At 57.3% G+C, this 14,350-nt stretch carries 11 protein-coding genes; 6 read left to right on the plus strand and 5 right to left on the minus strand.

Annotated elements, in window-relative coordinates:
- The first annotated feature begins 19 nt into the window (after positions 1 to 19).
- Genes C5L12_RS10355 through C5L12_RS10365 form a run of 3 tightly spaced genes read left to right on the plus strand, consistent with a single transcriptional unit; the run spans position 20 to position 3,842 of the window.
- Entirely contained in the window at positions 20 to 1,363 is a 1,344-nt protein-coding gene (locus C5L12_RS10355; protein WP_105371960.1) for an aspartate aminotransferase family protein, read from the plus strand.
- On the plus strand, positions 1,360 to 3,069 hold the full coding sequence (locus C5L12_RS10360; RefSeq protein WP_105371961.1) for an acetolactate synthase catalytic subunit: 1,710 nt from the start codon (positions 1,360 to 1,362) through the stop codon (positions 3,067 to 3,069). The genes C5L12_RS10355 and C5L12_RS10360 overlap by 4 nt, the downstream gene beginning before the upstream one ends.
- Positions 3,066 to 3,842, plus strand: a complete 777-nt coding sequence (locus tag C5L12_RS10365; RefSeq protein ID WP_105371962.1) for an SDR family NAD(P)-dependent oxidoreductase — start codon at positions 3,066 to 3,068, stop codon at positions 3,840 to 3,842. Before C5L12_RS10360 ends, C5L12_RS10365 begins: the two co-directional genes overlap by 4 nt.
- Before the next feature lie 7 nt (positions 3,843 to 3,849).
- Here C5L12_RS10365 and C5L12_RS10370 read toward each other — a convergent pair whose 3' ends face one another.
- From C5L12_RS10370 to C5L12_RS10380, 3 genes are all read right to left on the minus strand, one after another.
- On the minus strand, positions 3,850 to 4,734 hold the full coding sequence (locus tag C5L12_RS10370) for a GntR family transcriptional regulator (RefSeq protein WP_157949027.1): 885 nt from the start codon (positions 4,732 to 4,734) through the stop codon (positions 3,850 to 3,852).
- 9 nt (positions 4,735 to 4,743) lie between these two features.
- Positions 4,744 to 6,636 carry a hypothetical protein gene (locus C5L12_RS10375; RefSeq protein ID WP_105371964.1) on the minus strand — a complete coding sequence of 631 codons (1,893 nt, stop codon included), beginning with the start codon at positions 6,634 to 6,636 and terminating at the stop codon, positions 4,744 to 4,746.
- Positions 6,637 to 6,745: 109 nt separating this feature from the next.
- Positions 6,746 to 7,213, minus strand: coding sequence for a plasmid mobilization protein (locus C5L12_RS10380; RefSeq protein ID WP_157949028.1), 468 nt, complete (start codon positions 7,211 to 7,213; stop codon positions 6,746 to 6,748).
- Positions 7,214 to 7,688: 475 nt separating this feature from the next.
- Between C5L12_RS10380 and C5L12_RS10385 the strand changes: the two genes are divergently transcribed.
- Positions 7,689 to 8,516: a metallophosphoesterase family protein gene (locus C5L12_RS10385; RefSeq protein WP_245422832.1), complete on the plus strand. Its 828-nt coding sequence runs from the start codon at positions 7,689 to 7,691 to the stop codon at positions 8,514 to 8,516.
- A gap of 153 nt (positions 8,517 to 8,669) precedes the next feature.
- On the opposite strand, the gene C5L12_RS10390 is transcribed toward C5L12_RS10385, so the two are convergent.
- The gene (locus C5L12_RS10390) at positions 8,670 to 9,998 is read right to left on the minus strand and encodes a dicarboxylate/amino acid:cation symporter (protein WP_105371967.1); all 1,329 of its coding nucleotides are present in this window, start codon (positions 9,996 to 9,998) and stop codon (positions 8,670 to 8,672) included.
- 258 nt (positions 9,999 to 10,256) lie between these two features.
- On the opposite strand from C5L12_RS10390, the gene C5L12_RS10395 reads away from it, so the two are divergent.
- Together C5L12_RS10395 and C5L12_RS10400 are read left to right on the plus strand one after the other, a co-directional pair.
- On the plus strand, positions 10,257 to 12,101 hold the full coding sequence (locus tag C5L12_RS10395) for a sensor histidine kinase (RefSeq protein WP_245422833.1): 1,845 nt from the start codon (positions 10,257 to 10,259) through the stop codon (positions 12,099 to 12,101).
- Positions 12,098 to 13,462: a sigma-54-dependent transcriptional regulator gene (locus C5L12_RS10400; protein WP_105371969.1), complete on the plus strand. Its 1,365-nt coding sequence runs from the start codon at positions 12,098 to 12,100 to the stop codon at positions 13,460 to 13,462. The genes C5L12_RS10395 and C5L12_RS10400 overlap by 4 nt, the downstream gene beginning before the upstream one ends.
- Before the next feature lie 40 nt (positions 13,463 to 13,502).
- Here C5L12_RS10400 and C5L12_RS10405 read toward each other — a convergent pair whose 3' ends face one another.
- Positions 13,503 to 14,288, minus strand: coding sequence for an SDR family oxidoreductase (locus tag C5L12_RS10405; RefSeq protein WP_105371970.1), 786 nt, complete (start codon positions 14,286 to 14,288; stop codon positions 13,503 to 13,505).
- Between the last annotated feature and the right edge of the window lie 62 nt (positions 14,289 to 14,350).

Below are 14,350 nucleotides of genomic sequence, written 5' to 3' on the forward strand. Positions count from 1 at the left end.
CGCCGGCGCGGAGGAGCCTATGCCGATACGAACACCAGCCCCACAGCAAGCGAGCCTTACGGAGATCTCTAAGGGACTTTTCGAACGGGCATGCATCGTTATCCCCGATGGCGTCAATCGCGCCACGGTCGATCGCGACCCCTTCCCCGACTACGTGGGTTGGGGCCGAGGCGCCTATCTCTACGACGTCGACGGCAGTAAATATCTCGATCTCAACAACAACTTTACCACGCTCATCCACGGCCATACATTTGAGCCCGTGATCGAGGTCGCCCGCCGCGTGCTCAAAGACGGCAGCTGCTTTTCCAATCCCACGTTACACGAGATCAATCTCGCCGAACTTCTGTGCGAGAGAATCCCGGCTGTCGAACAGGTCCGGTTCGTCAATACCGGCACTGAGGCCGTGATGTTTGCGATCAAGGCGGCGCGGGCGGCAACCGGTCGTCCCGCGATCGCGAAGATTGAAGGCGCCTACCACGGTGCCTATGACTGGGCGGAGGTCGGACAAGCTGGGACACCCGACACTTGGGGGGCACCCGAGGCGCCCATCACGGTTCCTAATTATGCCGGCCAGCCCCGCTCGGTCACGGACGACGTTATTCTGCTTCGTTTCAACGACGCTGCGGCGGCTCGTCGCCGCATTGCGGCCAATCACCAACGACTCGCCTGCATCTTGATCGATCCGGTACCAAGTCGCGCTGGACTTTTGGCACCGGATGACAGTTTTCTTGCGGCTATCGTTGAGACAGCAAGACAGTACGGAATTCTCGTTATCGCCGACGAAGTTCTCAATTTGCGACAAGGTTATCAGGGTGCATCAGCCCGCTTCGGGCTCAATCCCGATTTGATTTGCATGGGTAAGATAATCGGTGGGGGATTTCCGATCGGTGCAGTCGGCGGAACGAAGACTGCCATGGCCGTGTTCGGCGGAAGCGGCGGTCCGCCTTTGCTCCCACAAGCGGGCACTTTTTCTGCCAATCCAATTTCCATGGTCGCCGGTCTTGCCAGCATGACGGCCATGACGATCGAGCAATTCGACCGGCTCGAGCGACTTGGCGATCATCTGCGTGCGCGTTTGCGGCAGGTGATCGCAAAATACGAAGCGCCATTCAGCGTCACCGGCTCGGCATCACTGTTTCGCCTTCACCCAAAGCCCTATGCACCGCGAGAATATCGAGATGCCTATCTTTCAAAAAGCGAAGCCGAAACCATGCGCCTGCTTGGGCGGCATTTCAAAAAGCATGGGATTATCCTGCCTTTTGCCGCTGCCGCCAGCCTCTCGACGGCCATGGGCGATACCGAAATCGAACTGATCATCCAGACCTTCGAGCATGCTCTGGCTTACGAGGAACTGACCCTATGAATTGCGAACCAAATCCCACTGTGGCCGAACGTATTGCCCTTGCGCTAAAACGACATGGCGTCGAAACGATTTTCGCCCAGAGCCTCCCGTCGGCGGTTATCCTCGCGGCCGAAGCGATGGGGATCCGCCAAATCGCCTACCGGCAGGAAAATATGGGGGGTGCCATGGCCGACGGTTACGCGCGCCGCATAGGTAAGGTGGCGGTCGTGGCGGCGCAGAACGGTCCGGCGGCAACGCTGCTCGTGCCACCACTTGCGGAAGCGATGAAGGCAAGTGTTCCAATCGTTGCCCTCGTCCAGGACGTCGAACGCGATCAGGCCGATCGCAATGCATTTCAGGAACTCGATCACCTGGATCTCTTTCGGGCCTGCGCCAAATGGGTGCGCCGTGTGATCACTGCCGGGCGGATTGATGATTATATCGACATGGCATTCACTGCCGCCGCCTCCGGCCGCCCTGGGCCGGCCGTGCTACTCCTGCCCGCCGATCTCTTGCGTGAGCCAGGAGCACCTGTACTATTTAGTCGCAGCTCCAGTCTCGGATCTTCACCGATCGATATTACCCGACCGGCCGACACCCTGATCAATGAAGCTGCCGAACGCATCGCGACGGCACGCTCGCCTGTCGCAATCGTGGGAGGTGGCATCCACAACGGCCAGGGCGTTTCGGCGCTTGGCGGACTTCAAGAACTTGCCAGCCTCCCGGTGTTCACCACCAATATGGGCAAGGGCGCTGTCGACGAAAATCATCCCCTTTCGGCGGGCGTCATCACCATGACCGGTCCGAGATCCCTCGGCAGCCATTCCCGCGCTTTGATCGATGACGCGGATCTGGTGTTACTGGTGGGCACCCGTACCAATCAGAATGGCACCGACAGCTGGCGGCTTATCCCTCAAGCCGCAACTGTCATTCATGTGGACGTTGACCCACAGGAGATTGGACGCAGCTATGAAGCGATCCGGCTGGTCGGCGACGCCGGCGAGACACTTTCGGCGCTTTGTGCGGCTCTTGAAACTCACGATCTTAGTATCCGCCACGCCAACCGCAAACCAGTAGAGGACACGATTGCGGCAGCCTGGGCAAGTTTTGAGGACGATCGCCGATCGCTCATCGATCCCCGTCAATCGCCTCTTCGTCCCGAACTTGTCATGATCGAACTGCAAAAGCGATTGACCCCGGAAACAACGGTTGTGGCGGATGCCAGTTATTCCTCCATGTGGATCGTTGGCCAATTGCGCAGCCTTAAAGCCGGGATGCGGTTCATCAGCCCAAGGGGACTTGCCGGGCTCGGCTGGGGCCTCCCGCTCGCCATCGGCGCGAAGGCGGCGGTGCCGGAACAGCCTGTTGTCGTCGTCGCGGGTGACGGCGGCTTCGCCCACAGCTGGGCCGAGATGGAAACTCTGGTGCGTTGCAATCTGCCGGTGATCATTATCGTGTTGAACAACGGGATCCTCGGCTTTCAAAAACACGCGGAGACCGTGAAGTTTGGACGCTTCACCAGCGCCTGCCACCTTAACGCCGTCGACCATGTAAAAATCGCCGAAGCCTGCGGCTGCACCGCTTTGCGTGTCGCGGAACATTCAGCTTTAATTGACGCGCTCGACCAGGCCTTTGCGTATGAAGGGCCTCTATTGATCGAGGTCATGACGAGCCCCCACGCCTTCCCGCCCTTGTCGCTATTCGCCCATCTGGAGGATGTGGCATGACAGATGACAACCCTTTGCGCGTCGCTGTCGTCACGGGAGGAACGACAGGGATAGGCCTTGCCTGCGCACAACGGCTCCTGCGAAGCGGGCATCGCGTCGCCGTGTTCAGTCAAAATAGGGAAAAAGTCGACCACGCCCGTAGACTTCTCGTTGAGGCGTTCGGCACTGATCGCGTCATCGCTGCGGAGGTCGACATCCGCAACCTCGACGCTCTCGAGGGTTTTTTCGTCAAGGTGAAGTCGCTCTGGGAGCATCCGAAAGTTCTTGTCCTCAACGCCGGATCGTCGCCCAAATCAAATGGCAAAAGGACCGCATTTGGTTGTATTTCGCAGCAGGAATGGAACGACACGTTAGCGGTCAACCTGACAGGAGCGATGGCATGTTGCCAGCTTGCTGCGCCAGCCATGTCAGCGGCTGGTTTTGGCCGAATTGTCTTTATTGGATCCGTCGCGGCGCGTACCCTTCCGCGCATTGCGGGAACAAGCTACGTAGTGTCAAAGTCCGCTTTGGCCGGTCTGGCTAGATCACTGGTGGGCGAATATAGCGCACTAGGCGTCACCATCAACACAGTTGCGCCCGGGCGCATTCTTACCGATATGACGGGTCCCGCAGATAGTCCGGAAAACACCGCCGCACGTCATCGCATACCCCTTGGACGTTTAGGCCGCCCGGATGAAGTTGCAGCGGTCGTTGATTTCCTCACCTCCGATAGCGCCAGCTTCGTGAACGGCGCAGTGATTGACGTCAATGGAGGAGAATTCGTGCCCCTGTGAACGATGCTTAGACGAGCTCCTCGAGAGGCGTCGGAACATGTTGCGCGCGCAGATGAATGGTTTTCACAAGTTCGGGGAGCATCGACATCGTTTCCTGACATCGTAGCTCAAGCATGCGTAGCGCTTGCTTGCGCGAGCCACTTTGCAAAAGGTGAGCGAGCCTATTGAGATCCGATGGAACGTCAAGTGGTCGGGGCATCGACTTCAGCGCCAGGAGGTGGACAACTCGAGCTCGATCATTGAATTGGCGCACCGAATGCACGAGACGGAGATTGCCGCCCATGAGCGCAATCCGTTCGTAGAAACTCTCCACATAAGCGGCGCAGGCTCGGGCCAAATCACCTTCGTCCGGCATATGGCTATGATTTGCTGGAAGAAGAGGCAAATCATGTGGGTCGAACGGGTTGGCGCTTCTTTCGATCGCAAATCGAAGCATTAGGAATGTCAATTCATAGTCAGCGCGCAAATCATCGAGATCGAGCGGTTTGACGTAATAGCCCCTACCCGGAACGAAGCCGATCACTCCTTCATGCACAAGCTTGATCAACGCCTCCCGGATCGGCGTCGGGCTCACCTTCATTTTCTCGGCAAGTGTCCGAATGTTAAAGAATGTTCCGGGAAACGACCTATAACTCATCACAGCCGCTTTAAGCCGGGTGTAAGCGTCCGTTGTTTTGTCAGGTGATGAGGGATCTCCAGAAATCGATTTCATAATATGCAGCTGCCATTGATCGAATGCCGTCCAAGGTGATTCCAAATACACGCTGTGGTAGATTAGCACGATCTGCTCTTCCGCCGTGGTATATCCAGCTGATATCGCCGATATATGATTGGTATTTGGATGCCTGACTGAGATACCCATCAGGATCGACAACCGCTCACGGGGAGCCAAAGCGTCGCCTTACCGTTCGTAGTCATCGCGGTTTAATTTGCGCTCACTTGGAGCGCGGCCCCTTTCAACAGTTTGAGACGTTATCCTTGCAGCCGCATCTGGACTTCCTTCACGAGCTGACCGCTCTGTCTCGCCGCCCCTATCCTCCCGAGTTTGAATTGAAGTAGCATCTCGCGCCTGCTCCGGTGAGCGGGGGGGCCGTGGAGCGTTTGGCTCCTCAATTGGAGAGTCACGTTTTTCGCCCAGGATTTCGGCGAATCTGGAGATTCCTGCCTCAATCATGCGTTTAGCGTCCGATCTTGCGGCATCACCGTCATAGTCGTCGGAATGGAAAGAAACCCTCGCTTCACGTGCTCGTCCGATCGCGTCGAGCAATGAGGCCGCTGCGCTTGAAACTGATCGAACGGACCGCTTTTTTTGAACGTCTGTCCCCTCCTTTTCCTGTCGCCTCTGGGGATCGGCGTGGCCCTGTTGGTTTGGGACCGGTGACGACCTCCCCCGTTGCTGTCCGTTGTTTACCGTCGATCCTTCCTGCTCAAAGCGGTGTTGAATTTCCGGTTTTGCGTTTCCTGATTGCTTGCCGGCTGCGCTGGGAAACCCCTCGGCTCCGAGCGATGGAGTTCGCAAGAATGCTGCCTGTTGGCCGTTCCGTCGATCTGCCTCCTCAAAACGAGCCAGAGTGCGCATTGCAAATTGGCGAACCGCTTCTGTACGGCCTTCAATAGCAAGCATCTGCCAATTCTGCCTTGCGAGTTCACTGTGTCGGCCGTAATCCGAACGCGAAAGATGCGGAACCTCCCACCGCTTGTTTTCATATCGGTGCTGTCCCGCGGCACTGGTACCCTCAAACGTGGTGCGTCCCACGTAGTTGGTAGGACGAACTTGCTTATGAGAATAAGCGGGTGAAGAAGCCGTTTCGCGGCGCTCGGTCATTTCCAGGTCGATACCGTTGGCACGCGCATTTTCTGCAAACCGCGTCCGCCACCGCGCCAAATCCGAAATCCAAACCTTAAGCCGATCCCCATAGTCGGAGAGCGTTGCGATCACCGCATGAGCATGCGGGTGGGGCCTTTTGCCTCCGTCATGTAGCGGTCTCGGATCGTTTTCCGGATCATGCACGGCGAAAATATACCGATGCCCCCTGAATTCATGTGCCAGAAAATTTCGGACTGCATCTTGGAACCGCGTCGCGTCGGTTCCGAGGGGAGCCGCAACCAGGACATGGATGGTGTCGCGAGGCCCCCGGCTTTGAAGGCTTGAGCGCCATTCACGCTGGACGAGCGACTTGGCTGCTTTAACGTCTGCGACAATCTCCCCGCGATCGTTACGAACTTGACCCGTGCGGCTTTCAACAAGCCGCCGGAGCAGTGCTGTGCCAAAGCGAACACCATGCCCCTGACCGGTAATGCGAAGTTCAACCGCATCAGCCTTTTCCGCCAGCGCGTTCTTCAACCGCTCTTTTGCGGCATCGTAATCATCCCCTGTGGCGACAAGACGGCCTTGAGTTGGTGAATAGAGGACGACCACGCCCTCGATCTTGGTCGCATGAGCGGCCTGGCTCACGGCGAATGCGAACGGCCTGTCAGTGAAAACAGATTTCAAGATAGCCTGACTGTCGCTCGGCAGTCGGAGATCAGGAGACCGCCACGAAATCTCGACGGTGAACAGCCCGATGTCCCGGCTCGCGTGGCGATTGCCAAGAACGGGCCGCCAATCGGAATAGATGGCAGCCGGCGCGTCCTGCCCGCCATATCTCTCGCCACGTTCGTTCTCGATCGCAATTTCACCACCCCTCGAGACATATTTTACGAGCTTTTTGACACCGGAGCTTTCTCCGAAGCTCAAAACCTTCACAACGGCAGGCTGTGCGCCTGTCGCAAGGCGCGCGAACCTTTGCCGCATGTCAAGTTCAAGACCGCGGTCCTTGCTGCCAGTCGCCGATCGACGAAGCCCCGCTCCGAACCCAGCCGGCGGCTCAGCCGAACCCGCTCTTCCACGTCGCCACCACTCCTCATCGAGAGATGGTGGTTTCGTCGACAGTTCCAGAATAAGACTCTGACGCCGAGCGAGCCACTCTTCCTCGAAGTGATGTAAGCTGGTCCACATATGAGGTGGTCCTCCGCTGTCTCGTTTCCTTTCTCGCGCATCCCGATAGTTCAATGCACAGTGCAGCGATTACGCGCTGCATCGACAAAATTTCCTTCTTCAACGGCAAGTCAGAAAAGCGCTCGGCACGGTTAAGAGCAATCAATGCACCGGTAAGATTGAAACCTTCTGCTCGCAACTCGTCACGCAGATGGAGCAGTAACAAGCGATCCTCGTCGGAGAAAAATGGTTGGATCCCCCCGAATTCGAGAGCAGCCGTTCTACAGAAATTGGAAACCGTCATTCCCGCCTGAGCCGCAGCTTCCTTAATCATCTGCAACTCATGCCGTCCAATCCAGACCGCAACGGTGGTACTCTTATCGCGCTGTCCCATCATGACCTACCTTGGCAACTTAGGCTTTAACAACTTGGCCTCGCGAAGATACGAGCAGTCTGAGGCGGATAGCGAAGGCCGGGCGGATTATCGCCATTCAAGAATGAATAACTTATATAGTTATCACGTCAAGGCCACAGAAGGCGATGCCGCAAGTTTTTATTGCCACTCAGATATATTAAATGCCTGATTTATATAATTTTTTTGCTCTCGTGTCGCGACATCGATAAATTTGACCCATCAAATACGCATACTAAATTAGTCATAATTATGCGGCTGACATTGACCATTAGTACTCCTGCCTAAAAGAACAGCAGATCAAAGAGTGGGCATGCCCCGCCTGCGGCTCCTCCTCAAAGGAGTGCTATAACGAATAAGAAATCACCTGTTTCCGAGGATCTTTATCGTCTTCCTGCAATAGGTCTGATAGTCCCATGCAAATCCTTCTTAAGACTCCCTTAGGCGGCAATTCCCATTGTCATCGTTGATGACCTTAATAAGACTGACGGCAGCGAGAATGCGCAAACTCAAAGACTGGTTTTCGGGACGTCGCGCCACAAGTGTCGGTAATCTCAAGCGCCGCCGGATCGATCTTGGCCGGGCCATCCCGAGCTATCCGATCTATGTCATCGGTGATGTGCATGGATGCCTCAAAGAGCTTAACAATGCCGAGGCGCAGATCGCAGCGGATATCAACACATCCGAGCGGGCCGGCCCTATCGTGCTGCTTGGCGATTATGTTGACCGCGGTCCAAGCTCTAGCCAAGTTCTGGAATATCTCATCAGGCCGAGCGAGTTTGGGCTGAAACGACTTCCTCTGTGCGGCAATCACGACGACATCTTCCTCAAATTCCTGAATGAACCCGAGCTTTATTCCGAATGGCTAGGTTTAGGCGGCGAACAGACCTTGATGTCTTACGGCATCGACCTGCATCACTTGGGCGTCCGTCAGAAATATCGGAATGCGAAACTGAGTGAACTGCTGACGGAGGCTGTGCCTGACAGCCACAGACAATTTCTCGCCGATCTGCCCATCTGTCTAAAAATCGCCGACTTGTTCTTTGTTCATGCCGGGATCAGACCCGGCGTCCCGCTCGATGAACAGGATGACGAAGACATGCTGTGGATTCGCGATCCTTTCCTGAGCGAAGGGCCTAAACTCCCGGTTCTCGTCGTACACGGGCATACGCCACACCCGTCCCTGAACCTTGGCCCCGGAAGAATTGGCATCGACACCGGCGCCTATTATACCGGCAACCTTACCGTCCTTAAAATCGACGGCGGACGAGCGACGGTTCTCTAGACTTCGAAAGCTTGGGCGAGCTTCAACCGATGGCGGCCCAACCGAAGAGAGCTCGGCCTGTGCGTCACCATGCCGGGCGCCCCACTCGGAAACGCCGCGCCCTTAGAGGGCGCGACTGCTTTTGCCTATTGGTCTTCCACTGGATATTTGCTTTTACTCCGCTGCCTGCAGTGCCGGCAGGGCGGCAGCGTCCAGCGAATCTCCCGCCAGTGCCGCGGCAAACTTTGTTTGATCCAACTCGTTCTCCCAGCGCGCGACGACAACCGTGGCAACGGCATTTCCGACGAAATTCGTCAGAGCGCGGCATTCCGACATGAAGCGGTCGACACCAAGGATGAGCGCCATGCCTGCGACGGGAACCGAGGGAACCACCGACAGCGTTGCAGCAAGCGTGATGAAGCCCGCGCCGGTAATCCCCGCTGCACCTTTCGAACTCAGCATCGCGACCAGCAACAGCAGGACCTGGTCTGCGAAGGAGAGCGGCGTATCCGTTGCCTGAGCGATGAACAGGGCAGCCAGCGTCATGTAGATATTGGTGCCGTCGAGGTTGAAAGAATAGCCGGTCGGAATGACGAGACCGACAACGGAACGTTTGCAGCCGGCCTGTTCCATCTTGGCCATGAGGCCAGGAAGGGCAGCCTCTGACGACGACGTGCCAAGAACCAGAAGCAATTCTTCCTTGATGTAGCGGATCAGCGCCAGGATCGAAAACCCGTTGTAGCGGGCGACCGCTCCGAGAACGACCAGCACGAAAAGTAGCGAGGTCAGATAGAAGGTGCCGATCAGCATGGCCAGGTTGGCGATTGAGCCGATGCCGTATTTGCCGATCGTAAAAGCCATCGCGCCGAAAGCGCCGATTGGAGCAGCTTTCATCAGGATCGCCACAAGGCGAAAGATCGGGGTCGTCAACGCCTGCAGGAAATCCACGACCGGACGGCCGCGGTCACCGACCATGGCAAGAGCAATACCAAACAATACCGAGAAGAACAGAACCTGCAGGATGTCGCCATCAGCAAAAGCGCCGACGATGGTCGTCGGGATGACGTTCATCAGGAAGCCGGTGATTGTCGCGTCATGGGCTTTCGCAGTATAAGTCGCGACCGCCTGGGCATCGAGGCTCGCCGCATCGATATGCATGCCGGCACCTGGTTGGATGACGTTTGCAACGAGAAGACCGACGGCAAGCGCCAGGGTCGAGAAGGAGAGAAAATAGATCATCGCCTTGCCCGCGACGCGTCCGACCTTCTGGAGATCGGACATGCCGGCTATGCCGGTTGCGACGGTCAGAAAGATGACCGGAGCAATAATCATCTTGACCAGTTTGATAAATGCGTCACCGAGCGGTTTCAGCGTCGTACCGATCTCAGGATAGAAATGACCCAAAAGGATGCCTGCGCAGATTGCGCAAATGACCTGCACATAGAGATGGCGATAGACGGGAACTTTGCCGCGCGCTGACGCGGCTGGAATTGCTATGCTCATGGTAATCCTCCATAAAGCCCCCAACCGACGACGGCCTCCCGGGGCAGATAAGCTGGCGATTCAACAGCCTTCGGCGGCTGCCTGCATAGCTTTTGCAACCTGCGTGCCAGTCTGAGGTTTATCGCCAACATATTGTTTTACCTGATACTTTTCCGATTGGCTTAAGAAAGCAACTCGATTTGCGCGTCTTTTCGCACAAATTCATTTGACCCGTGTGCGAAATTACGCACATTCTCCGCCATGCATCAGCGATCCACCATGCAGAGCTTCCAAACGCAGAAGGACCTCAACTCGCAGACGCGACGGGTCTGGTTCTTCTTCCTGGTCGTATCTGCAACCCTTACCGCCGCAGCACTCGCCGGAGGGGAATACTACGGCCGGCGTTTCGCCATCGAGACACTGGGAAACCAGGGCCGCACCGACGCCAATCTCAAAATCGCGTTGTTGACGGCGGTGCTAGAGCGCCCCCGCGCGCTGCCGCTTCTGCTTTCGGAGGACCAACAGGTTCTCGATGCGCTCTCATCGGCAAATGGCGACGCAGCCGATCGCTTGAACCGCAAATTGGAACGCCTCGTCGCCGGCACGCAAGCCGCCGTGCTCTATGTCGTTGGCCCGAATGGGATAGCAGTCTCCTCAAGCAATTGGCGCGAACCTATCAGCTTCGTCGGCAACGACTACGCGTTCCGGGACTATTTCCGTCGCGCGATGGAGGACGGCACAGCCGAACATTTCGCGCTTGGCAGCGTCAGCAAACGCCCCGGCCTTTACATCTCCCGCAGGGTTGGCAGCGCGGCGGCTCCTCTTGGCGTCGTGGTCGTCAAAATGGAATTCGACCGCTTGGAACATGACTGGCGCGACACCAGTCGGCCCGTCTACGTCACGGACGAACATGGAGTCGTTTTGATCACGAGCATACCTTCCTGGCGCTTCATGACGACACGACCAATACAGCAGCAGGATCTCGCCTCCATTCGGAACAGTCTCCAGTTTGGAGATGCGCCGCTGGCACAGCTTCCCATCATGCCTGCGGTAGCCACCAATACGGACGTATCGATCGTTTCCGCCGTACTGCCTGGTCGCGGTGAAGCCCTGTATCTCCACCTATCCGCGGTCGTCCCGACAACGCCATGGCGGCTGGAATACCTGGTGCCGACCGAACTACCGGTCGCGTCCGCCGTGCGGGAGATGCGGCTTCTTTCATTGGCGTTTTTGCTGCCCATTTTCGCAATCGCCGCTTTCTTGCTGAGAAGACGGCAGGTCTCGCTAATGAAGATAGCCAGCCAACAGGCCATGCGCGAAGAACTGGAACGGCGGGTTGTCGCCCGGACAGAGGAACTAAGCCGCGCTCGTGATCGCCTGCAGGCGGAAATTGTCGATCATCGTGATACGGAAACGAAGCTGCAAATTGTGCAACAAGAACTCGTTCAGGCAAACCGGCTCGCTATCCTCGGCCAGGTAGCAGCTGGCGTCGCCCATGAAATCAACCAGCCGGTCGCCACCATTCGCGCTTATGCAGACAATGCCCGCGTCTTCCTTCAGCGCAAAGAGCCAGGCCCGGCGGATGAAAACCTTGGCGCCATTGCCGAGCTCACCGAAAGAATCGGCACGATCACCGAGGAATTGAAAGCCTTTGCGCGCAAGGGAAGGACCGCGGCTGAGCCCGTTGAGCTACGCTCTATCATCGAAGGTGCCATCGTCTTGTTGAAGAGCAGATTTGCCGGAAAGCTAAATGCGCTTGACGTTCGATTGCCGCCGGCAGGCCTTTTGGTGCTGGGTAATCGGATCCGGCTGGAACAGGTCCTGATCAATCTCCTCCAGAATGCGCTTGAAGCGCTCGACGACCGCGCGGACGCAAAGGTGGAGATATCCGTTGCAGAAACGCCCGAACTTGTCGCGGTGGCTGTTTCCGACAATGGCCCCGGCATTCCACCGACAATTCTCGGCACACTATTCACACCGTTCCATACATCCAAGGAAAAAGGCTTGGGCCTCGGCCTCGTGATTTCGAAGGATATCGTTGCCGATTATGGCGGCCGGATCGATGTTACGAGCAACGACAACGGCAGCTGTTTTACCGTCCACCTTTTGAAAGCAAAAGCATGAGCGATCCGTTATCAATCTTTCTTATCGATGATGACAGGGACCTTCTGCGGGCCACCCGGCAAACACTTGAGCTTGCGGGGTTCAAGGTTTCGGCCTTTTCGGTGGCAAGTGAAGCACTTTCTGCTCTTGAGGGCGATCTCATGGGCGCGGTCGTTTCCGACATACGCATGCCGCACATCGACGGGTTGCAGCTCTTCAGGCGCGTACAGGAAGAAGATGAGGACCTGCCGGTGATCCTGATCACCGGCCACGGCGATATTCCGATGGCCGTGAAGGCCATGCAGGACGGCGCCTATGACTTCATTACCAAGCCGTTTGCGACCGAAAGGCTGGTCCAAGCAGTCAAAAGAGCGGTAGAAAAGCGCCGCCTCATTTTGGAAAACAGGGTCTTGCGCCAGGCAGCCGATCAAGCACGCGACGACCTGCCGCTGATCGGGCAGACGCCGACCATGGAGCGGCTGCGTCGAACTTTGCGGCAGATCGCCGACACCGAGGTCGACGTGCTTGTTACGGGCGAAACCGGCAGCGGCAAAGAAGTCGTCGCCAGCCTGCTGCATCGATGGAGCCGTAGAGCATCCGGCAACTTTGTTGCGCTCAATTGCGGAGCTCTGCCTGAGACGGTCATGGAAAGCGAGCTCTTCGGCCACGAAGCCGGCGCCTTTACGGGAGCGCAGAAGAAGCGCGTCGGACGCATCGAGCATGCGAACGGCGGCACGCTTTTCCTGGACGAAATCGAGAGCATGCCGCCATCGACCCAGATACAGATGCTGCGCGTTCTGGAGATGCGGGAAGTGACGCCCCTCGGAACCAATGAAGTCCGGCCCGTTGACCTTCGCGTTGTCGCCGCCGCAAAGGTGGATCTTGGAGACCCGCAACGGCGTGGGGATTTTCGCGAGGATCTATATTACCGGCTCAACGTTGTGACGATCTCCATTCCGCCGCTTAGGGAGCGCCGCGACGACATTCCGCTCCTCTTTGGCCATTTTGCCGAGCGTGCGGCTACTCGCTTCAAACGAGAGGTTCCGGCGATCTCGTCGGCCGTTCATCGCCATTTGCGGGATCATGATTGGCCCGGCAACGTGCGCGAGCTGTCACATTTTGCAGAGCGTTTCATCCTTGGCGTTGAGCAGTTGCCGGCAAAGCTCCCTCTGTTGGAGACAGAAACGGCCGAGACGCTTTCCTTGCCCGAACGGATGGACCGCTATGAAGCCAACATCATCCGGGAGGCGCTCGATTCCAATGGAGGCGACGTCCGCCGTACGATCGCGGAACTCGGCATACCACGCAAGACGTTCTACGATAAGCTCCAGCGCCACGGCATCGTCCGCAGCCGATTTGCAGCCAAATCCGGGCAGCTTTAGAATCAGACGTACCCAGCCTTGCGATAGAGAGATTAAATCATCACATCAGCCGGCGCTGATACCACCACAGCAGAAACGGCTTGATCAGAGAACCGAAGAAGCCGAGGGCGGTGATCGAGAACCCGAAATAGACCTTGGACCTGCGCCGATCGATGCCATCGACAATACGCTCCGCAACGGCCTTTGCGGTCCAGGGCAGAGCTTTGCCCATCAGCAGTTGCGCCTCGGCGGGGCGTTTGGCCAATTCCCGCTCGAACTGCGGCGTGAACGTGTCGGGAGGAAAGCAGATCGAGACGCAGATGCCCGATCCCGCCGCCTCAGATGCAAGGGCTTCGACAAAACCAACCAGTGCGGATTTGGAGGCGCAATAGGCCGTGTAACCATAAAGACCGATGAGCGCTGCACCGGACGAGACAACCATGATGCGCCCCTGTCCGCGCCGCTTCATTTCCGGATAAACGGCACGGACTGCGCTGACAACGCCCAGGAGATTGACCGTCACCTGTTCGGTAAAAGCGGCGCTGGAAAGCGCTTCGAATCGTCCTGGTTCAACGACACCTGCCGATGCGACCAACACGTCGCACGGGCCTAGCGTCGCCTCGGCGGAGCTGATTGCGCTTAAGACCTCGTTCTCGACGCCTACATCGGCCGTGGCGATGTAGACATCCGTCTCCGACATTTCGTTAGTTGAAAGCAGCTCCTGCCTGGCCAGTTCAAGTCTCGCCGGATCTCGGGCGATGAGCGTCAGACGTGCGCCGCGGGCTGCATAGAGCCGTGCGACATCGAGCCCGATGCCGCTCGATCCACCAGTAACGATGACGTGCATGAACCCTCTCGTCCGGCGCCGCCGAGACACCCAGCGCTATTGTATGGATAAGTATCAGCGCG

The sequence above is a fragment of the Neorhizobium huautlense genome (genome assembly GCF_002968575.1).
GTDB classification, from domain to species: Bacteria; Pseudomonadota; Alphaproteobacteria; order Rhizobiales; family Rhizobiaceae; genus Neorhizobium; species Neorhizobium huautlense.

Bases quoted from the DNA above. Each gene is read 5' to 3' on its own strand.
- C5L12_RS10355 (WP_105371960.1), top strand. From the start codon at position 20: ATGCCGATACGAACACCAGCCCCACAGCAAGCGAGCCTTACGGAGATC.
- C5L12_RS10360 (WP_105371961.1), top strand. From the start codon at position 1,360: ATGAATTGCGAACCAAATCCCACTGTGGCCGAACGTATTGCCCTTGCG.
- C5L12_RS10365 (WP_105371962.1), top strand. From the start codon at position 3,066: ATGACAGATGACAACCCTTTGCGCGTCGCTGTCGTCACGGGAGGAACG.
- C5L12_RS10375 (WP_105371964.1), bottom strand. From the start codon at position 6,636: ATGCGGCAAAGGTTCGCGCGCCTTGCGACAGGCGCACAGCCTGCCGTT.
- C5L12_RS10380 (WP_157949028.1), bottom strand. From the start codon at position 7,213: ATGGGACAGCGCGATAAGAGTACCACCGTTGCGGTCTGGATTGGACGG.
- C5L12_RS10390 (WP_105371967.1), bottom strand. From the start codon at position 9,998: ATGAGCATAGCAATTCCAGCCGCGTCAGCGCGCGGCAAAGTTCCCGTC.
- C5L12_RS10395 (WP_245422833.1), top strand. From the start codon at position 10,257: ATGCAGAGCTTCCAAACGCAGAAGGACCTCAACTCGCAGACGCGACGG.
- C5L12_RS10400 (WP_105371969.1), top strand. From the start codon at position 12,098: ATGAGCGATCCGTTATCAATCTTTCTTATCGATGATGACAGGGACCTT.
- C5L12_RS10405 (WP_105371970.1), bottom strand. From the start codon at position 14,288: ATGCACGTCATCGTTACTGGTGGATCGAGCGGCATCGGGCTCGATGTC.